General features: G+C 70.1%; 23 protein-coding genes. 13 read left to right on the plus strand and 10 right to left on the minus strand.

Annotated features, from left to right (window positions below; translation table 11 throughout):
• The 3 genes from EEY80_RS17320 to EEY80_RS17330 form a co-directional block, all read right to left on the minus strand.
• On the minus strand, window positions 1–247 hold a 247-nt coding region (locus EEY80_RS17320), incomplete at its 3' end, for a GcrA family cell cycle regulator (protein ID WP_328590535.1).
• Between the two features lie 164 nt (window positions 248–411).
• Complete coding sequence (gene argF / locus EEY80_RS17325) at window positions 412–1,338, minus strand: ornithine carbamoyltransferase (protein ID WP_126978689.1); 927 nt, start codon at window positions 1,336–1,338, stop codon at window positions 412–414.
• A gap of 70 nt (window positions 1,339–1,408) precedes the next feature.
• Window positions 1,409–2,584: an aspartate aminotransferase family protein gene (locus EEY80_RS17330; RefSeq protein WP_126978691.1), complete on the minus strand. Its 1,176-nt coding sequence runs from the start codon at window positions 2,582–2,584 to the stop codon at window positions 1,409–1,411.
• A 441-nt stretch (window positions 2,585–3,025) separates the two neighbouring features.
• Between EEY80_RS17330 and EEY80_RS17335 the strand changes: the two genes are divergently transcribed.
• From EEY80_RS17335 to EEY80_RS17360, 6 genes are all read left to right on the plus strand, one after another.
• Window positions 3,026–3,808, plus strand: coding sequence for a 23S rRNA (adenine(2030)-N(6))-methyltransferase RlmJ (locus tag EEY80_RS17335; protein ID WP_126978693.1), 783 nt, complete (start codon window positions 3,026–3,028; stop codon window positions 3,806–3,808).
• A 139-nt stretch (window positions 3,809–3,947) separates the two neighbouring features.
• A complete protein-coding gene (locus EEY80_RS17340; RefSeq protein WP_126978695.1) occupies window positions 3,948–4,760 on the plus strand; it encodes a TIGR00282 family metallophosphoesterase in 813 nt (270 codons plus the stop codon).
• 109 nt (window positions 4,761–4,869) lie between these two features.
• The gene (locus EEY80_RS17345; protein WP_126978697.1) at window positions 4,870–6,648 is read left to right on the plus strand and encodes an SLC13 family permease; all 1,779 of its coding nucleotides are present in this window, start codon (window positions 4,870–4,872) and stop codon (window positions 6,646–6,648) included.
• Between the two features lie 26 nt (window positions 6,649–6,674).
• Window positions 6,675–7,061: a hypothetical protein gene (locus EEY80_RS17350; protein WP_126978699.1), complete on the plus strand. Its 387-nt coding sequence runs from the start codon at window positions 6,675–6,677 to the stop codon at window positions 7,059–7,061.
• A gap of 100 nt (window positions 7,062–7,161) precedes the next feature.
• Entirely contained in the window at window positions 7,162–7,902 is a 741-nt protein-coding gene (locus EEY80_RS17355; protein ID WP_126978701.1) for a YebC/PmpR family DNA-binding transcriptional regulator, read from the plus strand.
• Between the two features lie 127 nt (window positions 7,903–8,029).
• Window positions 8,030–8,530, plus strand: coding sequence for a pyridoxamine 5'-phosphate oxidase family protein (locus EEY80_RS17360; protein WP_126978703.1), 501 nt, complete (start codon window positions 8,030–8,032; stop codon window positions 8,528–8,530).
• Window positions 8,531–8,607: 77 nt separating this feature from the next.
• Here EEY80_RS17360 and EEY80_RS17365 read toward each other — a convergent pair whose 3' ends face one another.
• Window positions 8,608–8,745, minus strand: coding sequence for an entericidin A/B family lipoprotein (locus tag EEY80_RS17365; protein ID WP_126978705.1), 138 nt, complete (start codon window positions 8,743–8,745; stop codon window positions 8,608–8,610).
• A 124-nt stretch (window positions 8,746–8,869) separates the two neighbouring features.
• Between EEY80_RS17365 and EEY80_RS17370 the strand changes: the two genes are divergently transcribed.
• A complete protein-coding gene (locus EEY80_RS17370) occupies window positions 8,870–9,172 on the plus strand; it encodes a hypothetical protein (RefSeq protein WP_126978707.1) in 303 nt (100 codons plus the stop codon).
• A 68-nt stretch (window positions 9,173–9,240) separates the two neighbouring features.
• On the plus strand, window positions 9,241–9,423 hold the full coding sequence (locus EEY80_RS17375) for a hypothetical protein (protein WP_126978709.1): 183 nt from the start codon (window positions 9,241–9,243) through the stop codon (window positions 9,421–9,423).
• Between the two features lie 21 nt (window positions 9,424–9,444).
• Here EEY80_RS17375 and EEY80_RS17380 read toward each other — a convergent pair whose 3' ends face one another.
• Both EEY80_RS17380 and EEY80_RS17385 read right to left on the minus strand, forming a co-directional pair.
• Window positions 9,445–11,184: an ABC transporter ATP-binding protein gene (locus EEY80_RS17380; RefSeq protein ID WP_235829892.1), complete on the minus strand. Its 1,740-nt coding sequence runs from the start codon at window positions 11,182–11,184 to the stop codon at window positions 9,445–9,447.
• A complete protein-coding gene (locus tag EEY80_RS17385; protein WP_164738303.1) occupies window positions 11,181–11,951 on the minus strand; it encodes a phosphatase domain-containing protein in 771 nt (256 codons plus the stop codon). The genes EEY80_RS17380 and EEY80_RS17385 overlap by 4 nt, the downstream gene beginning before the upstream one ends.
• A 216-nt stretch (window positions 11,952–12,167) precedes the next feature.
• On the opposite strand from EEY80_RS17385, the gene EEY80_RS17390 reads away from it, so the two are divergent.
• A complete protein-coding gene (locus EEY80_RS17390; RefSeq protein WP_126978712.1) occupies window positions 12,168–13,364 on the plus strand; it encodes a pyridoxal-phosphate-dependent aminotransferase family protein in 1,197 nt (398 codons plus the stop codon).
• Window positions 13,365–13,385: 21 nt separating this feature from the next.
• Here EEY80_RS17390 and EEY80_RS17395 read toward each other — a convergent pair whose 3' ends face one another.
• Complete coding sequence (locus tag EEY80_RS17395) at window positions 13,386–13,565, minus strand: hypothetical protein (RefSeq protein WP_126978714.1); 180 nt, start codon at window positions 13,563–13,565, stop codon at window positions 13,386–13,388.
• Window positions 13,566–13,742: 177 nt separating this feature from the next.
• Window positions 13,743–14,900: a pyridoxal phosphate-dependent aminotransferase gene (locus EEY80_RS17400; protein ID WP_235829893.1), complete on the minus strand. Its 1,158-nt coding sequence runs from the start codon at window positions 14,898–14,900 to the stop codon at window positions 13,743–13,745.
• Window positions 14,901–15,202: 302 nt separating this feature from the next.
• On the opposite strand from EEY80_RS17400, the gene EEY80_RS17405 reads away from it, so the two are divergent.
• Entirely contained in the window at window positions 15,203–16,798 is a 1,596-nt protein-coding gene (locus EEY80_RS17405; RefSeq protein ID WP_235829894.1) for an MFS transporter, read from the plus strand.
• 39 nt (window positions 16,799–16,837) lie between these two features.
• Here EEY80_RS17405 and EEY80_RS17410 read toward each other — a convergent pair whose 3' ends face one another.
• Complete coding sequence (locus EEY80_RS17410) at window positions 16,838–17,266, minus strand: VOC family protein (RefSeq protein ID WP_126978718.1); 429 nt, start codon at window positions 17,264–17,266, stop codon at window positions 16,838–16,840.
• Between the two features lie 212 nt (window positions 17,267–17,478).
• On the opposite strand from EEY80_RS17410, the gene thyX reads away from it, so the two are divergent.
• From thyX to EEY80_RS17425, 3 genes are all read left to right on the plus strand, one after another.
• Complete coding sequence (gene thyX, locus EEY80_RS17415; protein ID WP_126978720.1) at window positions 17,479–18,384, plus strand: FAD-dependent thymidylate synthase; 906 nt, start codon at window positions 17,479–17,481, stop codon at window positions 18,382–18,384.
• 2 nt (window positions 18,385–18,386) lie between these two features.
• A complete protein-coding gene (locus EEY80_RS17420) occupies window positions 18,387–18,710 on the plus strand; it encodes an arsenate reductase family protein (protein WP_126978820.1) in 324 nt (107 codons plus the stop codon).
• A gap of 120 nt (window positions 18,711–18,830) precedes the next feature.
• Window positions 18,831–19,139: a hypothetical protein gene (locus tag EEY80_RS17425; RefSeq protein WP_126978722.1), complete on the plus strand. Its 309-nt coding sequence runs from the start codon at window positions 18,831–18,833 to the stop codon at window positions 19,137–19,139.
• 222 nt (window positions 19,140–19,361) lie between these two features.
• On the opposite strand, the gene EEY80_RS17430 is transcribed toward EEY80_RS17425, so the two are convergent.
• Window positions 19,362–19,568, minus strand: coding sequence for a cold-shock protein (locus EEY80_RS17430; protein WP_126978724.1), 207 nt, complete (start codon window positions 19,566–19,568; stop codon window positions 19,362–19,364).
• Window positions 19,569–19,742 lie beyond the last annotated feature (174 nt).

Here is a 19,742-nt window from a genome sequence, read left to right on the forward strand (position 1 = left end):
CCGCGGCCGGCCGGGCCGGGGCGGGTTCGGGGCGTGCGGGCTGCGGCGCGGCCGGGGCGGCGGCCGCCTCGGGCTTCGCCTCGGACCCCGCCGGGCCGCCGACGCGGTTCGACAGGCCCAGACGATGCACCTTGCCGATCACGGCATTGCGCGTGACCCCGCCCAGTTCCTTGGCGATCTGGCTGGCGCTCTGGCCATCGGCCCACATCTTCTTCAGCGTCTCGACGCGCTCGTCGGTCCAGGACATGGCGGATCCTTCGCGGAGCCCGGTCTCGGGCTCGGGTTTTCGGCTCGGGTTCCCCAGTCTAGCCGGGGGACGAGCCGAGATACAAGTTGTGCGCCCCGAATTCAAGCAGCGCGGGGCGGCGCCGGGCGCATGGCTGCCACCCGGCGCCGCCCGCGCGGGCGCGGTCAGACCCCGAGGCACCAGCGCAGGATCGCCTTCTGCGCGTGCAGGCGGTTTTCCGCCTCGTCGAAGATCACCGAATGCGGACCGTCCATCACCCCGCTCGTCGCCTCGTCGTTGCGATGCGCGGGCAGGCAATGCATGAACAGCGCATCGGGCTTCGCCCGCGCCATCAGCGCCTCGTTGACCTGATAGGGGCGCAGCTGGTTGTGCCGGCGCTCCTTGGCGCTTTCGGGGTCGTGCATGCTGACCCAGGTGTCGGTCACCACCAGATCGGCGCCCTCGACCGCCCGCCACGGATCGCGGTCGATGGTCACCGGATGGCCGCGCCCGGCGGCGAAGTCCAGCCAGACCCGTTCGGGGTCGAGCGTTTCCGGCCCGGTGAAGGTCAGGTCGAAGCCGAACTGCCCCGCCGCATGGGCGAAGCTGGCGAAGACGTTGTTGCCGTCGCCCGACCAGACGACCTTGCGCCCGGCGATCGGGCCGCGATGTTCCTCATAGGTCATCACGTCGGCCATGATCTGACAGGGATGGGTCCGGTTGGTCAGCCCGTTGATCACCGGCACGGTCGCATGCTCGGCCATCTCCTGCAGCGTCGCCTCCTCGAAGGTGCGGATCATGATCAGGTCGACATAGCGGCTGAGCACCCGGGCGGTGTCGGCGATGGTCTCGCCATGGCCGAGCTGCATTTCCCGGCCCGACAGCACCATGGTCTGCCCGCCCATCTGCCGCACCCCCACGTCGAAGCTGACTCGGGTGCGGGTCGAGGGCTTCTCGAAGATCAGCGCGACCATGCGGCCGGCCAGCGGCTGGTCGGCATCGGGCATGCCCTTCGGCATCCCGTCGCGCGCGGATTTCATCGCGCGGCCGAGGTCGATCATCTGCCGCAGGTCGGCGGGGTCCGTGGTGTGGATGTCGAGGAAATGCTTCATCTGTCTGTCTCTCGTCGGGTCGGCCGGGCGGTCCCGGCCGGACGTCGGAACGCTCCTTGGCTGAAAGGGATCAGGCGGCTGCCACCCGGGTGGCGGCGCGGTCGAGCCGCTCCACCGCCTCGGCGATGTCGGCATCGGGGATGGTGAGCGCGGGCAGCAACCGCACGACGTTGTCCGCGGCGGGGACGGCCAGCAGATGTTCGGCATAGCCTTCGCGGACCAGATCGGCGGGGGCGATCTTGCATTTCAGCCCCAGCATCAGGCCTTGGCCGCGCACCGCCTCGAACACGTCGGGATGGGCGGCGACCAGACCCTCCAGCCGCTGGCGGAACAGCGCGCCCTTGCGGTTCACCTCGGCCAGGAAATCCGGGTCGGCCACGATCTCCATCACCCGGGCGCCGACGGCGCAGGCGAGCGGGTTGCCGCCATAGGTCGATCCGTGGCTGCCCGCCCCCATACCCGAGGCGGCCGCCTCGGTGGCCAGCACCGCGCCCAGCGGAAAGCCGCCGCCGATGCCCTTGGCCACCATCATGATATCGGGCGTGACGCCGGCCCATTCATGCGCGAACAGCCGGCCGGTGCGGCCCATCCCGCATTGCACCTCGTCGAAGATCAGCAGTGCGCCGCTCTCGTCGCAGATCCTCCGGATCTCGCGCAGCTCGACATCGCTCAGCGGGCGGATGCCGCCCTCGCCCTGCACCGGCTCGACCATCACCGCGGCGGTCTGCGGCCCGACGGCGGCGGCCAGCGCCGCCATGTCGCCCCAGGGCAGATGCACGAAGCCCGGCATCAGCGGGCCGAAGCCCTTGACCATCTTCTCGGACCCGGCGGCGGCGATGGCGCCGGTGGACCGGCCGTGGAAGCTGCCCTCGAAGGTCACGATCTCGATCCGCTCGGGCTGGCCCCGGTCGTACCAGTGCTTGCGCGCCATCTTGATCGCCAGTTCGGCGGCCTCGGTGCCGGAATTGGTGAAGAACACCGTGTCGGCGAAGGTGTGTTCCACCATCAGCGCCGCCAGCCGTTCCTGTTCCGGGATCCGGTAGAGGTTGGACACATGCCACAGGCGGCCGGCCTGTTCGGTCAGGGTGGCGACCAGATCGGGATTGGCATGGCCGAGCGCGTTCACCGCGATGCCCGCGCCGAGGTCGAGATAGCGCGAGCCATCCTCGGCGGTGAGCCAGGAGCCCTCGCCCTTCACGAAGGCGAGCGGGGCGCGGTTGTAGGTGGGCAGGACGGGCGGGATCATGTGCTGCTCCGTAAGGAAGGCCAAGACGTGCCTCAGGCAGGGGGGCAAGTCAACGATGGCGGTCTGCGACAGGTGGACGGCGGAGGGGTGGCAACCGGCATCTGGGGCCGGTCCGGGCCACGGGCGATCGCCCATGCGGGCGCGGCGTCAGGCGCGGGTGGCGCGACGTCGGCGGGGTAGCGAAAGATGGAACCCGGTGGCGATCATGGGCGCTGCCTTAGCGTAAGGCGGGGCGTGCGCCAAGGGGGATTCGTCGCGTGCGCGTCGGCCGTGGCCGCCGGACATCACGCGCGCCTGCCCCCTGCAGCTGACGCAAATATCCCGGGGGTGCGGGGGCAGCGCCCCCGCGGCGTGATCCCCCGCCGTTGCCAAGCCGGGCGTTCTGCGGCAAGCGGTCGGGCGGCGCCGGCCGGCGGTCGTGAGGGAAACGGGGGAGGGGCCATGCTGTCCTACCAGCACATCTACCATGCGGGGAACCTCGCCGATCTGCACAAGCATGCGCTGCTGGCGGCGGCGCTCGACCACATGACCCGCAAGGACAAGCCGATGTCCTATCTCGAAACCCATGCCGGGCGCGGGCTGTACCAGCTGGACAGCGCCGAGGCGCGGCGGACCGGGGAGGCGGCGGCGGGGATCGACCGCGCGCTGGCCGAGGGGTGGTTCGCCCCCGGCCATCCCTTCCTGCGCTATCTGGCCGAGGTGCGCGCGGTGGCGGGGCCGCGCGCCTATCCCGGCTCGCCGATGATCGCGGCGGTGGCGCTGCGTCCGGGCGACGCGATGCATCTGGCGGAACTGCACCCGCAGGAACATGCGGCGCTGGCCGAGGCGCTGCACCCCTGGACAGATATGTGCCACCGTGAGGACGGCTTCGCGATGGCGTTGTCGCGCACGCCGCCCGATCCGCGCCGGGGCCTTCTGCTGTGCGACCCGAGCTTCGAGGTGAAGACGGATTACGATACGGTGCCGGACTTCCTGCAGAAGCTGCACCGCAAGTGGAACGTGGGTGTCCTGATGCTGTGGTATCCGGTGCTGGCCGCCGGGCTGCACCAGGGCATGGTCCGCAGCCTGCGCGCGGCCTTCCCCGAGGCGCTGTCGCACGAGGTGCGCTTTCCGCCCGCGCGCCCGGGCCACGGCATGGTCGGCAGCGGCGTGTTCGTCATCAACCCGCCCTGGGGCCTGGCGGACGAGGCGGCGCGGCTGTCGGCGCGATTCGCGCGGCTGTAGGCGCCGCCCGTACCCAGGGGTGGAAGGCGGGGCTTCGCGCCCCCCGCGCCCCCGCGGGATATTTCGGTCAGGTGCAGGGGGCGGCGCAGGCGCGGCTTTTTCCTTGCCTTCCGGGCCCCGGATGCCTAGGCGCAGGGGCATGAAGATCCTGTTTCTTGGCGATGTCATGGGCCGCGCCGGCCGCGCGGCGATCACCGAACGCCTTCCCGGCCTGCGCCGGGACTGGGCGCTCGATTTCGTCGTGGTGAACGGCGAGAATGCCAGTTCCGGCGCGGGGCTGACCCCGGACCATGCCAGGGCGCTGCTGGCGGCGGGAGCGGATTGCCTGACGCTGGGCGACCATGCCTTCGACCAGAAGGACATGCTGTCCTTCATCGAGACCGAACCGCGCATCCTGCGCCCGCTGAACTTCGCCAAGGACGCGCCGGGCAAGGGGGTGCGGCTGTTCCCCGCGACGCAGGGGCGCAAGGTGCTGGTGACGCAGGTCCTGGGTCAGGTGTTCATGAAGCGGCCCTTCGACGACCCGTTCTCGGCCATCGACCTCGCGCTGCGCAGCCATCCGCTGGGCGGGCTGGCGCAGGCGGCGCTGGTCGATGTCCATGCCGAGGCCACCAGCGAGAAGATGGCGCTCGGCCACTGGTGCGACGGGCGGGCGAGCCTGATCGTCGGCACCCACACCCATGTGCCCACGGGGGATGCGCAGATCCTGACCGGCGGCAGCGGCTATCTGACCGATGCGGGGATGTGCGGCGACTACAATTCGGTGATCGGCATGGACAAGGCCGAACCGCTGCGCCGCTTCGTGACCGGCATGCCGCGCGAACGCTTCACCCCGGCCAATGGCGAGGCGACGCTGTCGGGCGTCTATGTCGAGACGGACGACCGGACCGGGCTCGCCCGGCGGGTGGTGGCGGTCCGGCAGGGGGGGCGCCTGCAGCCCTCCGCGCCCTGACCCGGCGCGGACCGGGGCAGGCCGCGGCAGGACGGCCCACCAAGACGCTTGTGCGGCACTGCAGCGAAAGCCATAAACGCCGGGTATAGCTTCGGGGACAGGGCCTGCCATGATCGACCTCGGATTGCCGCCCGACGGGCAGGCCTTGCTTGCGCTGGCGATCGTCGCCGGCATGTTCGTGCTGTTCGTGCTGGAATGGTTCGAGACCGAGGTGGTGGCGATCGGCGGCGCGGCCCTGATGCTGCTGACCGGCCTCTTGCCCTATGACGAGGGCATCGCGGTGCTGTCGAACACGGCGCCCTGGACCATCGCCTTCATGTTCCTGATCATGGGCGGGCTGGTGCGCACCGGCGCCTTGAACGAGATGACCCGGATCATCGAGGCGCAGGCCGAACGCAACGCCAAGCTGACGGTGGGGCTGCTCTTTGCCTTCGTGGTCGGCGCCTCGGCGATCATGAACAACACGCCGGTGGTGGCGGTGATGATCCCCATCGTCATCCAGATCGCGCGGCGGCTGCGCATCTCGCCGTCGAAACTGCTGATGCCGCTGAGCTATTTCACCATCATGGGCGGCATGATCACCATGATCGGCACCTCGACCAACCTGCTGGTGGACGGGGTGGCGCGCAAGGCGGGGTTGCCCCATTTCGGCATTTTCGAGATCGCGCCCCTCGGGCTGGCCGTATCGGCGACGGGGGCGCTGTTCATGTGGCTGTTCGCGGCGCGGCTGCTGCCCGACCGGGTGTCGATGGGCGAGATGCTGGGCGGCCGCAAGGCGATGAAATACTTCACCGAGGTCGCGGTGCCCGAGGACAGCGCCCTGATCGGCACGCCCGTCCTGGAGGCGCAGATCTTCCGGCGCGAGGGCATCCGGGTGGTGGACGTGCTGCGGGGCGACGCCTCGCTGCGGCGCGACCTGCCTTCGGCGGTGCTCGAGGCAGGCGACCGGGTCGTGCTGCGGACCGAGATGAGCGAATTGCTGGACCTGCAGCAGCGCAAGGAACTGCGGCTGGTGGACAAGCTGTCCTCGGTCCAGACCGAGACGGTCGAGGTGCTGATCTCGCCCGGCTGCCGGATGATCGGGCGCACGCTGGGCGAATTGCGCCTGCGCCGGCGCTATGGGGTCTATGTGCTGGCCGCACACCGGCGCAACCAGAACATCGGCCGGCAGCTCGACGACCTCGAGGTGCGGGTGGGCGACACGCTGCTGCTGGAAGGCGCGGCCGGCGACATCGCGCGGCTGGCCGCCGACATGGACCTGGTCGACGTGACCAAGCCCACGGCGCGGCCCTATCGCCGGCGGCAGGCGCCGATCGCGGTGGCGGCGCTGCTGGTGGTGGTGGTGCTGTCGGCGCTGGACGTGGCGCCGATCATGGCGCTGGCGATGATCGCGGTGGCGGTGATCCTGGTTACCGGCTGCATCGACGCGGACGAGGCCTTCTCCTTCGTGGACGGTCGGCTGCTGGCGCTGATCTTCGCCATGCTGGCGGTGGGCGCGGCGCTCGGCTCCTCGGGCGCGGTGGCGCTGATCGTGCGGACCATCGCGCCCTGGCTGGAAGGGCTGTCGCCGTTCTGGACGATCTTTTGCGTCTATCTGCTGGGCCTCGTGATGACCGAGGTGCTGACCAACAACGCGGTCGCGGTGCTGCTGACGCCCATCGCCATCGAACTGGCGCATCATCTGGGGATGGACCCGCGCCCCTTCGTGGTGGCGGTAATGTTCTCGGCCTCGGTCGCCTTTGCCACGCCCATTGGCTATCAGACCAACACCATGGTCTACGGGCCGGGCGGATATCGCTTTACCGATTATGTCCGGCTGGGATTGCCGCTGAATGTGGTGACGGGGCTCGTCGCCTGTGTCATGATCCCCCTGCTCTGGCCGTTGTGACCGGCCGTGACCAAGGAGACCGGGCGATGATCCTCCGTCTGCCGATGCGACGCCTGCTGTCCGCGCTGACCCTCGGCGCGGGGATCGGTCTGGCCACCGCTGCCGGCGCCGGGCTGGTGACGCCGCATATCCGTGCGGCGGATGTCGGGCTGACCTCGGACGAGCTGACGGTCTGGTTTCAGGACGGCGAGGTCTGCCGGGCGCCGATGCAGGCCGAGGGCGCGCAGGGCATGTTCCTCGACTGCCGGCATCCGGTGCGGTTCAACGTCCGGATCGAGCGGCAGAACTGGTTGCAGCCGGTGCTGGGCGACATGGTCGCGCCCTATGCACGGATCGAGATCGTCGCCCCGGACGGCCGGGTGCAGCGGTTCCGCACGCCGCGCTCGCTGATGCCGGGCTGGAACGACAAGTAACCTTCTGCGATCGCGCGGGATCGACGCTCCGTCCGCTTGCGGCCGGCGTGGCGGCTGGCCTATAGAGGCGCCTGTCACCCGACTACCGACGGAGAAGGTCATGGCAGGCCATTCCAAATGGGCCAACATCCAGCATCGCAAGGGCAAGCAGGACAAGCTGCGCTCGAAACTCTTCTCGAAGCTGGCGAAGGAGATCACCGTCGCCGCGAAGATGGGCGATCCCGACCCCGAGAAGAACCCGCGCCTGCGCCTTGCGGTAAAGGCCGCCAAGGCCGTGTCCATGCCCAAGGACGTGATCGAGCGCGCGATCAAGAAGTCGATGGGCGGCGATGCCGAGGACTATACCGAGATCCGCTATGAAGGTTACGGCCCGAACGGCATCGCGGTGATCGTCGAATGCATGACCGACAACCTGAACCGCACCGCGTCGAACGTCCGCAGCTATTTCTCGAAATGCGGCGGCAACCTCGGCACCACCGGGTCGGTCGCGCACAGCTTCGACCGGGTGGGCGAGATCAGCTATCCGCCCGAGGCGGGCGACAGCGACGCGGTGATGATGGCGGCGCTGGAAGCCGGGGCGGAGGATGTGGAGTCCGACGAGGACGGCCACTGGATCTATTGCGCCGTCGAGGATCTGTCGGACGTCTCGGACGCGCTGGAAAAGACCCTTGGGGAATCCACCGAATCCAAGCTGATCTGGAAGCCGCAATCCACGACCGAGGTCGATCTGGACACCGCGCAGAAGCTGATGCGCCTGATCGACATGCTGGAAGAGGATGACGACGTGCAGACCGTCACCCACAACTTCGACGTGCCGGACGAGGTCGCGGCGCAGCTCTGACCCGGGGCGGCCGGGGCAACCCGGCCGGCGCCCCTTTGCGCCGCGTCTCGCATAGAGAGATCGGCGGCTCGGAACAGCGGGCGCGGCCGGGCGTTTTCCTGACAACGGAAACGCCAAGGAGGCCGCAATGCGCACGCCCGACGATCTGAAGCATCATCTGTGGAAGCATCTGAAATCCGACCGGACGGTCATGATCGGGCTGGAAACCGCCCATGATGACTATCCGCGCCCGATGACGGTGATTTCGGACGAGGACACCGGCGAGGAGCGCGGCCCGCTCTGGATCTTCACGGCGACCGACACCTCGCTGGTGCAGGAACTGCGCGGCGGCAGCCAGAAGGCGGTTGCGACCTTCGCCTCGAAGAACCACGACCTGTTCGCCACCATCCGCGGCACGCTGACCCGCGACGACGACCGCGCCGCCATCGACCGGCTGTGGAATTCCCACATCGCCGCCTGGTACGAAGGCGGCAAGGACGACCCGAAGCTGGCGCTGCTGCGCTTCGACCTGGTCAATGCCGAGATCTGGGAGAACGCCTCCAGCGCCCTGGCCGGGATCAAGGCGCTGTTCGGCAGCGATCCGAAAGAGGATTATTCGGACAAGAAGGCCCAGGTCGGCCTGCGCTGAACCGGATCATCGGTCGAATGACGAAGGGGCGGTCCTGCGGACCGCCCCTTTTCCTTGGGTGATGGCTGTCGAGGCGATCACATGTTCGCCTGCGCCTCGGCCGATTCCTGCTGCAGCGCCTCGCCGGCGGATTCGATGTCGCGGCCGGCGCCCTGCATGGTTTCGCAGGCGGTCAGCGTGACGAGCGCGGCGATGGCAAGCGCGATGCGGATCATGGATGTCTCCTCTTGGACTGATCCGGCAAAACCGCCGGACCGTGCGGCAGGTTCCGCACGGGGCCCGTGTTGGCGCAAACGGGCGGTAAGCAACCGTTAACCCTGCCGCGCCAGACTGGGTTGCATGTCGCCCTGTCTCTTGCCCCTGCTGCTGCTGACCGCCTCCTGCGCCTCGCCCGCGCCGGAATTCTTCGGGGCGAAGCGGTCTTCCATCCGGCAGGACGGGATCGAGTTCGTGGTCTTCCACAAGGGCGAGCGGGCCGAGGTGGTGCGCCGCGGCTATCTGCGGGCGCAGGACCGGGCGGGGGTGCAGGACTCGATGATCGTCGCGGCGGAACAGGCGACGGGCTGCGCGGTGCTGCCGGGCTCGCTGCGCACCGGCATCCCCGGCGACACCGGCGAGGCGCGGATGGCGCTGCGCTGTTGATGCGGATCAAGGCGGGCGGGGGCGGATCGGCGCAGCAAGGGGCGGGGCGCGCCCGAAAGGAGGCTGCAATGTTCCGTCTGTTCCTGATCATCTACACGATGGCCGCCACGGTGCTGGCCGGGGCGGGGGTCACCGCCGCACTGACCATCGGCCGGGTGGACCTGACCGCGATCCTCGTGGCCGCGGGTCTGGGGGCGCTGGTGGCCGTGCCGGTGTCCTGGTTCGTTGCGCGGGGCCTGTCGCGGGTGTGAGGGCGTGCAGGGCGCCGCCCGTCACTCGGCGAATTGCAGCCGGCACAGCTGCGCATAGACCCCGTCCTGCGCCACCAGATCGTCGTGCCGGCCGCGTTCGACGATCCGGCCCGCCTGCATCACCAGGATCATGTCGGCGCTGCGCACCGTGGCCAGCCGGTGCGCGATGACCAGCGTGGTGCGCCCGCGGCTGAGCCGGTCCAGCGCGTCCTGCACCATCCGCTCCGAGGCGGCGTCGAGCGCGCTGGTCGCCTCGTCCAGCAGCAGGATCGGCGCGTCGCGCAGCAGCGCCCGGGCAATCGCCACCCGCTGCCGCTGGCCGCCGGACAGGGCCGAGCCGCGCGGCCCGGCCGGCGTGTCGAGCCCGCGCGGCAGGCTGGCCACGACGCCGTCCAGATGCGCGGCTTCCACCGCCGCGGCCAGCTGCGCCTCGGTCACGTCGGTGCGGCCCAGCAGGATGTTGTCGCGGATCGTTTCGTCGAACAGCGCCGTGTCCTGCGCCACCACCGAATAGAGCCCGCGCAGATCGCCCAAGTCGAGGTCGCGCAGGTCGGTGCCGGCGACGGTGATCCGGCCCGTATCGGGATCGGCCATCCGGGTCAGCAGCTTGAACAGCGTTGTCTTGCCGGCGCCCGAGGGGCCGACGATGGCCGTGGTCCGGCCCGGCTCGGCCGTGAAGCTGAGGTCGCGCAGCACGGCGACCCCGTCGCCATAGCCGAAGCTGACATCCTCGAAGGCAAGGTCCATGCGGCCGCGGTCGGCGGGCACCGGGGCCGGCTGCGCCGGCGAGGTGATGCGGGCAGGCGTTTGCAGCAGCTGCACCACCCGGTCGAGGCTGGCCCGCGTCGATTGCCACGCGCCCGAAATCGCCCCCAGCCGGCGCAGCGGGTCGAAGACCGCGGCCATGGCGATGAAGAAGGTCATGAACTCGCCCACCGTCTTCTCGCCGCCGACGATCTGGTAGCCGCCATAGGTCAGCACGCCGGCCAGCCCGATGGCGGCCACGATGTCGATCAGCGCCGGGATCGCGGCGGACCCGGCTTCGGCCCGCATCTGCTGGCGGATGTAGCGGTTCTGCGCCTGCCGGTAACGGTCGGCCTCGCGCGTTTCGATCCCGTTGATCTGGATCGTCGTCACGCCGTGATAGATCTCGTCCAGCCGCGTCGCGTTGTCGGCGGCTGCGGCGCGGGCCTTGCGGCTGGTCTTCCGCACCAGACGCTGCAGCGCCATGATCGGCAACAGCAGCAGCGGCACGCCCGCCACGGCCACCAGCGTCCAAACCGGGTCGATCCACAGCACCACCGCGAGGACCGAGATCAGCGAGGACAGGTCGCGTCCGAGCGCCGCCACCACCTGGCTGGCCAGGTTGCGGATCGCGCCGCTGTCGCCCCGGGTGCGCTCGATCAGGCTGCCGGGGGGATGGCGGGTATAGAAGGACTGGTCGAGCGTCAGCAGGTGGCGCAGCACGTCGCCCTGCATGGCCGCCACGATCCGTTCGCCGAGCCGCGCCATGATGATCTTGTGCGACAGCCCGGTCAGCGCGCGCAGCAGGAAGACCCCGCCGACCATCGCCGCCACCCACAGCACCGCCTGCGGCGAGCCGCCGACGAAGACCCGGTCGAACATCGGCTTGACCAACAGCGACAGCGCGCCGACCGTCGCGCCCTCGATCGACATCAGGACCATGGCCAGCCCGAACCACCAGCGCCAGGGCTGCAGATAGTCGCGCCAGAGCCAGCGGATCAGCTGTGCCGCGGTCACGGGCGCGGCCCCGTCAGGGGGGCGGGCTTCGGGGCGGCAGCCGGGCGCGGCGCGGGCAGCGGCAGGTCGCGGTCCCAGCCCTCGCGGTCCTTCAGCCACAGCTTGAACGACTGCGTCACCGCCCGCGGGTCATAGCCGGTGCGCACCCAGTCCATCAGCCCGATCCCGGTGGCCCGGTGCGCCCGGTCATAGCAGCGCAGGAAATGGTCGAGCACCCCGGTGCGCGTCGTCTTCAGATGCAGGAACCGCCAGTGCAGCTGGCGCGCGGCCTCCTCGACGGGGCGGTTCTCGATCATCATCAGGTAGAGGGCCGAGGCAAAGCCGGCGCGGTCCGACCCGGATTTGCAATGCATGACGAAGGGCTTTTCGGCGCGGCGGAAGATGCGTTCCAGCTCGATCAGCGATTCCGGCCGGGGCAGCTTCTTGGCGAAGAGCCGCGTGTCGATCATCGTCAGGCCCAGCCGTTCCGCCGCCTCGCGTTCGAACAGGTAGTAGGACAGGGGCTGGTCGCCGCGCAGGTTGATGACGGTCCGGATACCGCGGGCCTTGTAGCGGCCCATCCGGCCGGGCGAGGGCTGGTTCGAGCGGTAGACCCCGTCCGCCACCTTGGCGAAGTTGGTCCACAGCACCCGCAGGAACGCATGGTCCATCAGGTGGAAATGCAGCAGGTTGCGCCGCCGGCCTCCGGCGGTGTCGATCCCGCCATGCGCCGGGTCGTTCAGCCGCCGTTCCAGCCGCTTCAGAGGTTTCTTCAGCCGCGCGAACATCGCGTCTCCGCACCGGCGCGCGGCGTCCGGGTCGGTCGCCGCATCGCTGTCCTTGCCCATATGGTGGCGGCGGGTCTATCCGCAAAGACGGCGGCTGACAAGGCAAGGGCCGGGAGGGGCCCGGTCCGGAGCCGGGTCCGCGCCCGGCCGGCGGTGCGGATTGACGGCTCCCCCGCCCGGGCCTAGGCAGGTCGGGCCGCTTTCGAGGAGACGACGATGAGCCTTTCGCAGGGCCGCCCCTACCTTGCCATTCCCGGACCGTCGACCATGCCCGACCGGGTGCTGAACGCCATGCACCGCGCGGCACCGAACATCTACGAGGGCGCGCTGATCGAGATGACGCGCTCGCTCTATCCCCGGCTGCGGCGGCTGGCGGACACGGCGGCGCATGTGGCGATCTACATCGCCAATGGCCATGGCGCGTGGGAGGCGGCGAACGCCAACATGTTCTCGCGCGGGGACCGGGCGCTGGTGGCGGCGACCGGACGCTTCGGCATCGGCTGGGCCGACAGCGCCCGGCGGATGGGGGTCGAGGTCGAGATGATCGACTTCGGCCTGTCGAGCCCGGCCGATCCGGCCCGGATCGAGGCGGCGCTGCGGGCGGATACCGACCGCCGGGTCCGCGCCGTGCTGGTGACCCATGTCGACACCGCGACCAGCGTCAGGAACGACGTGGCCGCGATCCGTGCCGCCATCGACGCGGCGGGGCATCCGGCGCTGCTGGCGGTCGACTGCATCGCCTCGCTGGGCTGCGATGCATTCCACATGGACGCATGGGGCGTGGACGTGATGGTCTCGGCCAGCCAGAAGGGGCTGATGACGCCGCCGGGGCTGGGCTTCGTCTGGTTTTCCGACCGCGCCCGGGCGGCGGCGCGGCAATCCGACCTCGTCACCCCCTACTGGAGCTGGGAGCCGCGCGCGGAAGGGGCAGAGTTCTACCAGTTCTTCTGCGGCACCGCGCCGACGCATCACCTGTTCGGCCTGGACGAGGCGCTGACGATGATCGCCGAAGAGGGGCTGGACCATGTCTGGGCGCGGCACGCGACGCTGGCGCGGGCGGTCTGGGCCGCCTTCGACGCCTGGGGCCGGGGCGGGGACATCGCGCTGAACATCGCCGATCCCGCCCGCCGCGCCCATGCCGTGACCGCGGCGCGGATCGGCGGCGGCGGCGCCGGGCGGCTGCGCAAGTGGCTGGAGGTCGAGGCCGGGGTGACGCTGGGCATCGGGCTGGGCATGGCGCTGCCCTCCGAGCCCGCCTATCAGGATTTCCTGCGCGTCGCCCATATGGGGCATGTCAACGCGCATATGACGCTGGGCGTGCTCGCGACGATGGAGGCGGGGATGCGCGCGCTCGGCATCCCGCACGGGACGGACGGGCTGGCGGCAGCGGCTGCGGTGGTGGCCGGACGCTGAGACCGCCCGAGGCGGGGCGCCTCAGCCCTGCAGCGGGTCGATCCAGTCGTCGAGCCAGCTTTCCAGCCGCGCCAGCGCCGCGTCCTCGGCATCCGCGAGCGTGGCCGCGGGCAGTTCGTCCTCGCGGCCCGCGATCCGCGCCGCACCCGGCTGGCCGGCGTAGGCCCCGAACGCCAGCGCGAAGGCCAGCGGGCTGAGCATGGCTGCGCGCCGGGTCCGGCGGCGGCGGGCCGGCGCGGACGCCGGAGTTCCGGGCGCGGCGGGTTCAGGCGGGGTCGAAGTCATGGTCGCTCCTCTGATCTGACGCTGTCGGATCTGGAACGAAGCCTGCCCGCGCTCCCGCCGCGGCGGCAATTCACCTTCCGGTGACGCGTGCCGTCAGGCCGGGGCTGCGGCGGCTTTCCGCGCTTCGGCCAGTGCCTCGGGCAGGGCGGCGGCCAGCAGGTCGAGGTCGGCACCGGTGCCGCAGCTGACACGGATGCAGCGGTCGAGCGGCGCCACCCCCGGCATCCGCGCGAAGATGCCGCGCGCGGTCAGCCCGGCCAGCACCGCCCGGGCCAGTGCCCCGTCGCGGCCGCAGTCGACGGCGACGAAATTGGTGGCCGAGGGCAGGGGGGTCAGCCCCGAGGCGCGGGCGATCGCGGCGATGCGGTCGCGGGCGGCGGCCACCTCGGCCCGGACATGCGCGAGCCAGTCCGTGTCCGCGAGCGCCGCCAGCGCCCCCGCCTGCGAGATGCGGCCCATGCCGAAATGGTTGCGCACCCGGTCGAAGGCGGCGATCAGCGCCGGCGCCCCCACCGCGAAACCCACCCGCGCGCCTGCCATGCCATGCGCCTTGGAAAAGGTCCGCATCCGGATCGCACGGGGATCGTCGGGGTCGACCGGTGCCGCGGTGCCCTCGGGGGCCAGTTCGACATAGGCCTCGTCGATGACCAGCAGGCAGTCCGGGGGCAGGCCGTCCAGCATCGCGGCGATCATCGCGCCCGGATGGTGGCTGCCCATCGGATTGTCCGGGTTGGCGATGTAGACGAGCCGCGCCCCAACCTCATGCGCGCGCGCCAACAGCGCGTTTGGATCCTCGTGATCGCCGCGATAGGGCACCTTGTGCAGCAGGCCGCCGAAGCCCGCGACATGGAAGTTGAAGGTCGGATAGGCGCCGTCCGAGGTGACGACGTTAGAACCTTCCGCCACTGTCATCCGCACTAGCAGCCCCAGCAGCCCGTCGATCCCCTCGCCCACGACGATGTTGTCCGGCCGGCAGCCGTGACGCGCCGCCAGCGCGTGGCGCAGGTCGTGGTTTTCAGGGTCGCCGTACATCCAGACCCCCGCCGCGGCCGCCTGCATCGCCGCCACCGCGGCGGGCGAGGGGCCGAAGACGCTTTCATTCGCGCCGATGCGGGCGCGGAAGGCGCGGCCGGCCGCGCGTTCCTGCGCCTCGGGGCCGACGAAGGGCACGGTGGCGGGCAGGCGGGCGACGAGCGGCGTCAGCAGGGGCGGCGTCGGCATGGGCGGGGCGGGCGGGTTCGATCTGGTCATGGTCCCCGGATCAGAAGCCGAAATCCGCCCGCGGGGCAAGCATCCCGGCCTTGTCGCCCCCGCGACGCCTGCCTAGGGTGCGGATCAAGGTGCCGCCCCGGCGATCAGCCCGTGCAAAAGGCCCGTGCAGAACGCCCGTGCAGCGGGCCGCAATCGGGCCGCGGAACCGATGCCGCGATCCCCGGTTGCGCCCATGCCGCCGCCCGACTGCCGCCTGACTGCCGCCGCAGGAGCGTCGCCGGAACAGACTGCCCGAGGAGGATCCAGCCATCGCCCGTCCCTCGACCTTCGCGCCGCTCGCGGTGCCCGACTACCGGCGGCTGTGGTTTGCCTCTCAGGTCTCCAACCTCGGCACCCTGATCCAGGCGGTGGGCGCGGGCTGGCTGATGACCTCGCTCACCACCTCCGAGACGATGGTGGCGCTGGTGCAGGCCTCCAACAGCCTGCCGATCATGGTGCTGTCGCTGGTCGCCGGGGCGCTTGCCGACAGTTTCGACCGCCGGCGGATCCTGATCGCCGCGCAGATGCTGATGCTGGCGATGTCGGTGGCGCTGGCCGTCGCGGCGATGCTGGGGGTGCTGACGCCCTGGGCGCTGCTGACCTTCACCTTCCTGATCGGGTCGGGAACGGCGCTCTATAATCCAGCCTGGCAGGCATCGCTGGGCGACATCGTCCCGCGCGAGTCCCTCCCTTCCGCCGTCAGCCTCAACAGCATGAGCTTCAACCTCGCCCGCAGCGTCGGGCCGGCGATCGGCGGCTTCCTCGTCGCGCTGGCGGGGCCGCCCGCGGCCTTCGCGGTGAATGCGACCAGCTATCTGCCGAACCTCTGGGCGCTGTTCCGCTGGCAAAGGCCGCCGTCCCGCGCCCGCCTGCCGCGCGAGCCGCTGGGCCAGGCGCTGGGCGCGGGGGCGCGCTACATGGCGATGTCGCCGAACCTGGTCCGGGTGATGCTGCGCGCGGCGCTGTTCGGCTTTTCGGCCATCGCGGCGCTGGCGCTGCTGCCGCTGGTGGCGCGGGAATTCCTGCAGGGCACGGCGATGACCTACGGGCTGCTGCTGGGCTTTTTCGGTATCGGTGCGATCTGCGGCGTCGCCGCGAACGCCCGCCTGCGCGCCCGGCTGGTCAACGAACATGTGGTGGCGCTGGCCTTCGCCGCGCTCGCCGTTGGGCTGATCGGGCTGGGCCTCTCGCGGCATGTGCTGACCAGCGGCCTGGCGCTGATGGTCGGGGGCGCGGGCTGGGTGCTGGCCTTGTCGCTGTTCAATGTCTCGGTCCAGCTGTCCACGCCCCGCTGGGTGGTGGGGCGGGCGCTGTCCTTCTATCAGATGGCGGCCTTCGGCGGCATGTCGCTGGGCAGCTGGTGCTGGGGCTGGGTGGCCGAGGCGGCGGGGCTGCAGCAGGCGCTGGTGATCGCGGCGGGGCTGCTGCTGGCGGGGGCGCTGCTGGGGCGCTGGCTGCCGGTGCCGGAGTTTTCCTCGCTGGACCTCGCGCCGCTGGGGATGTTCAACGAGCCGGAGCTGCGGCTGGATCTGCGCGGGCGCAGCGGGCCGATCATGATCCTGATCGACTACCGGATCGCGCCGGAGGATACCGACAATTTCCTCGCGGTGATGCAGGTCCGGCGGCGGATCCGCATCCGCGACGGGGCGCGGCAATGGACGCTGTTGCGCGACCTCGAACAGCCCGACATCTGGACCGAGACCTATCACGTGCCGACCTGGGCCGACTACATCCGCCACAACGAACGGCGCACCAAGGCGGACCTCGAGGTCTACGAGGCGCTGATGGCGTTGCATCGAGGGCCGGGCCGGCCCCGCGTGCACCGGATGATCGAGCGGCAGACCGTGCCCCTGCATGACGATCTGGGGCCGAAGCCGCCGCCCGCCGACCTGCACTGACGGCGTGCACTGGCGGGCGGCGGGGGCCCCCTGCGGACGTTACCAGTGGCCGGTATTGCCCATGCTGACCCAGGGCTCTGCCGGGGTCAGCGCCTCGCCCTTCTGCAACAGCTCGATCGAGATGTTGTCGGGGCTGCGGACGAAGGCCATGTGCCCGTCGCGCGGCGGGCGGTTGATGGTCACGCCATTGGCCTGCAGATGGGCGCACATGTCGTGGATGTTCTCGACCTCATAGGCGAGATGGCCGAAATGCCGGCTGTCCGAGGGCAGGCCGGTGTCGCCGTCCCAGTTGTAGGTCAGTTCCACCGGGCAGTCGGGCTGGCCGGGCGGGGCCATGAAGACCAGCGTGAACCGGCCCTGTTCGTTCTCGATCCGGCGCGTCTCTTCCAGACCGAGAAGCCGGAAGAAGGCCATCGAGGCGTCGAGGTCGAGCACGCGCACCATGGTGTGAAGATAGCGGATCTGCATGGGATGCCTTTCCTTTTGCAGCTGGAGGGCGCGGTTGCCGGGGATCGGGCCGCGCGCCCGCGCGACAGCATAGCGCGCCCCGCCGCGATGGCGAGGGGCCGCGTCTTGGGGCCGCGTCTTGGGGTCGTGCCGGCTTGCAGCGGCATCTTGTGGTTCCCGCCGGCGGCACCACCGGATAAGGTGGAACCGGAATCGAGATGCGAGGTGACGCTATGCCCCTGACCCCCGACCAGATCGCCGAGATCGAGGCGGCCCGCGCCGAGCCGCGTCCGACGCTGCGGGCCGTGTCAGAGGGGATGGAGGCGCATCTCTACCGCGCGCATCAGGTGCTGGACCACGGGCTGGTGCGGGTGGTCGACTACATGGGCGACGATGCGGCGATCGTGCAGGCGGCGCGGGTCAGCTATGGCCGCGGCACGAAATCGGTCTCCAATGACGAGGGCCTGATCCGCTATCTGATGCGGCACTGGCACTCGACCCCGTTCGAGATGTGCGAGGTGAAGTTCCATGTGAAGCTGCCGGTCTTCGTGGCGCGGCAGTGGATCCGCCATCGCACCGCCAATGTGAACGAATATTCGGCGCGCTATTCGATCCTCGACCGCGAGTTCTACATCCCCGCGCCGGACCAGCTGGCGGCCCAGTCCACCGTGAACAACCAGGGCCGGGGCGCGGTGCTGGAGGGGGCAGAGGCGGCGCGGGTGCTGGACCTGCTGCGCGAGGATGCGATGCGCAGCTATGACCATTACGAGGCGATGCTGAACACCGAGGGCCAGCAGGGGCTGGCGCGGGAACTGGCGCGGATGAACCTGCCCGCCAACATCTACACGCAGTGGTACTGGAAGATCGACCTGCACAACCTGTTCCACTTCCTGCGGCTGCGCGCCGATGCCCATGCGCAATACGAGATCCGCGCCTATGCCGAGGCGATGTGCGCCATCGTCCGGGACTGGGTGCCGCTGGCCTATGCCGCGTTCGAGGATTACCGGCTGGACAGCGTCGCGCTCAGCGGCAAGGCCGTCGCCGTGCTGAAGCGGCGGCTGGCGGGCGAGGCGGTCGGCTTCGAGACATCGGGGATGAGCAAGCGCGAATGGCGGGAATTCGAGGAGGTCTGGGGATGACGCTGACGCTGTATGGCATTCCCACCTGCGATACCTGCCGCAAGGCGCTGGCCGCGCTGCGGGGCGCGGGGCATGAGGTGGAGTTCCGCGATGTCCGGAAGGCGCCGCTGACGGCAGAGGAACGGGCCGAGTTCCTTGGCGCCTTCGGCGACCGGCTGGTGAACCGGTCCTCTACCACATGGCGCGGCCTATCGGAGGCCGAGCGCGCGGCCGATCCCGACGCGCTGATCGCGGCCCATCCTTCACTGATGAAGCGTCCCGTCATCAGACGGGGGCAGGAACTGCACATCGGTTGGTCAAACGAGCAACAACGCGCCCTTCTCTGAAAAGGTTCCGGACCCGAGGGTTGATCCGGCGACTCGGCTGCTGCTAGCCTGAGCGGACATACCAGAAGGAACACGGCAATGTTTCGAGGGACAGTCAGGATTCGGCCGCGCGTTGCGGCCATGGTGGCCATCTGCGCCATGCTGCCCGTGGCGGGCCCCGCCGCGGCGCAGAACGACCCGGCAGAGCGCGTCAGCTTTCCGCGCGCGTTGCTGCCCTATGTCTACAGCGTGAAGTCGCACAGTCGCGACCACTATTCGGTGCAGGTGGAAACCGGCTTCGTCGGTCCGGCGCAGGCCGCGCTGGCGGTGCAACCGCTGTGCGGCGCGCGGGGCAAGAAGGCGGTGGCCTCGTCGCCCGCCAAGGTGATCCTCGACAATGTGGGCGAGGTCGTGCAGGCGTCGCTGTCCTATCAGGTGCGCTGCCGCTGATCGCGGCCTGACGGCCCGTGGCAGGACCGCTGGCGCCCTCGGCGCGGCGGTCTCTGGCCGGCTGTCCGATCTCGGACCTCGGGGCAATAGGGCGACGATGGCCTTGCCGGCCGGCCGGTGTCTTCGACCCCCGGAACACAAACGGCCCGCAGCAGGTGCGGGCCGCGATCCACGCGCAGGCCGGGCGAGGGCGTGATCCCCGCGATCCGGCCGCAGGTGCGGTCAGAGCAGCTTCAGGTCGGTGGCCGAGGCGCGGCCGTCGCGGCCGGACTGCAGTTCATAGGCGATCTTCTGGTTGTCGTTCAGCCCCTTGAGGCCGGCACGTTCCACCGCCGAGATATGCACGAACACGTCCTTGCCGCCCTCGTCAGGCGCGATGAAGCCATAGCCCTTGGTGGAATTGAACCATTTCACGGTGCCCGTGGCCATTCCGTCACTCTCCTCGTTCATCCTCCCGCAGCGTCATTGCCGTCGGGCCGTGCAGCCAGGTCTTCCAAGTCTTCCGGCTGCCCCGTGCCAGGGAGCGGTAGGAAAGTCTGCGGACACGCGAAGACAGTTTGGGGGATTCGCGTATAAAAGCAAGCATGAAAGCGGGCCGCGCAC

The sequence above is a fragment of the Frigidibacter oleivorans genome (genome assembly GCF_003993775.1).
Taxonomy (GTDB): Bacteria; Pseudomonadota; Alphaproteobacteria; order Rhodobacterales; family Rhodobacteraceae; genus Frigidibacter; species Frigidibacter oleivorans.

Excerpts from the sequence above, each read along its gene's own strand:
- EEY80_RS17385 (WP_164738303.1), bottom strand. The coding sequence starts at position 11,951 with ATGTTCGCGCGGCTGAAGAAACCTCTGAAGCGGCTGGAACGGCGGCTG.
- EEY80_RS17400 (WP_235829893.1), bottom strand. The coding sequence starts at position 14,900 with ATGACCAGATCGAACCCGCCCGCCCCGCCCATGCCGACGCCGCCCCTG.
- EEY80_RS17370 (WP_126978707.1), top strand. The coding sequence starts at position 8,870 with ATGTCGCCCTGTCTCTTGCCCCTGCTGCTGCTGACCGCCTCCTGCGCC.
- EEY80_RS17430 (WP_126978724.1), bottom strand. The coding sequence starts at position 19,568 with ATGGCCACGGGCACCGTGAAATGGTTCAATTCCACCAAGGGCTATGGC.
- EEY80_RS17390 (WP_126978712.1), top strand. The coding sequence starts at position 12,168 with ATGAGCCTTTCGCAGGGCCGCCCCTACCTTGCCATTCCCGGACCGTCG.
- EEY80_RS17360 (WP_126978703.1), top strand. The coding sequence starts at position 8,030 with ATGCGCACGCCCGACGATCTGAAGCATCATCTGTGGAAGCATCTGAAA.
- EEY80_RS17350 (WP_126978699.1), top strand. The coding sequence starts at position 6,675 with ATGATCCTCCGTCTGCCGATGCGACGCCTGCTGTCCGCGCTGACCCTC.
- EEY80_RS17345 (WP_126978697.1), top strand. The coding sequence starts at position 4,870 with ATGATCGACCTCGGATTGCCGCCCGACGGGCAGGCCTTGCTTGCGCTG.
- EEY80_RS17340 (WP_126978695.1), top strand. The coding sequence starts at position 3,948 with ATGAAGATCCTGTTTCTTGGCGATGTCATGGGCCGCGCCGGCCGCGCG.
- argF (WP_126978689.1), bottom strand. The coding sequence starts at position 1,338 with ATGAAGCATTTCCTCGACATCCACACCACGGACCCCGCCGACCTGCGG.
- EEY80_RS17395 (WP_126978714.1), bottom strand. The coding sequence starts at position 13,565 with ATGCTCAGCCCGCTGGCCTTCGCGCTGGCGTTCGGGGCCTACGCCGGC.
- thyX (WP_126978720.1), top strand. The coding sequence starts at position 17,479 with ATGCCCCTGACCCCCGACCAGATCGCCGAGATCGAGGCGGCCCGCGCC.
- EEY80_RS17425 (WP_126978722.1), top strand. The coding sequence starts at position 18,831 with ATGGTGGCCATCTGCGCCATGCTGCCCGTGGCGGGCCCCGCCGCGGCG.
- EEY80_RS17335 (WP_126978693.1), top strand. The coding sequence starts at position 3,026 with ATGCTGTCCTACCAGCACATCTACCATGCGGGGAACCTCGCCGATCTG.
- EEY80_RS17375 (WP_126978709.1), top strand. The coding sequence starts at position 9,241 with ATGTTCCGTCTGTTCCTGATCATCTACACGATGGCCGCCACGGTGCTG.
- EEY80_RS17410 (WP_126978718.1), bottom strand. The coding sequence starts at position 17,266 with ATGCAGATCCGCTATCTTCACACCATGGTGCGCGTGCTCGACCTCGAC.
- EEY80_RS17365 (WP_126978705.1), bottom strand. The coding sequence starts at position 8,745 with ATGATCCGCATCGCGCTTGCCATCGCCGCGCTCGTCACGCTGACCGCC.
- EEY80_RS17330 (WP_126978691.1), bottom strand. The coding sequence starts at position 2,584 with ATGATCCCGCCCGTCCTGCCCACCTACAACCGCGCCCCGCTCGCCTTC.
- EEY80_RS17355 (WP_126978701.1), top strand. The coding sequence starts at position 7,162 with ATGGCAGGCCATTCCAAATGGGCCAACATCCAGCATCGCAAGGGCAAG.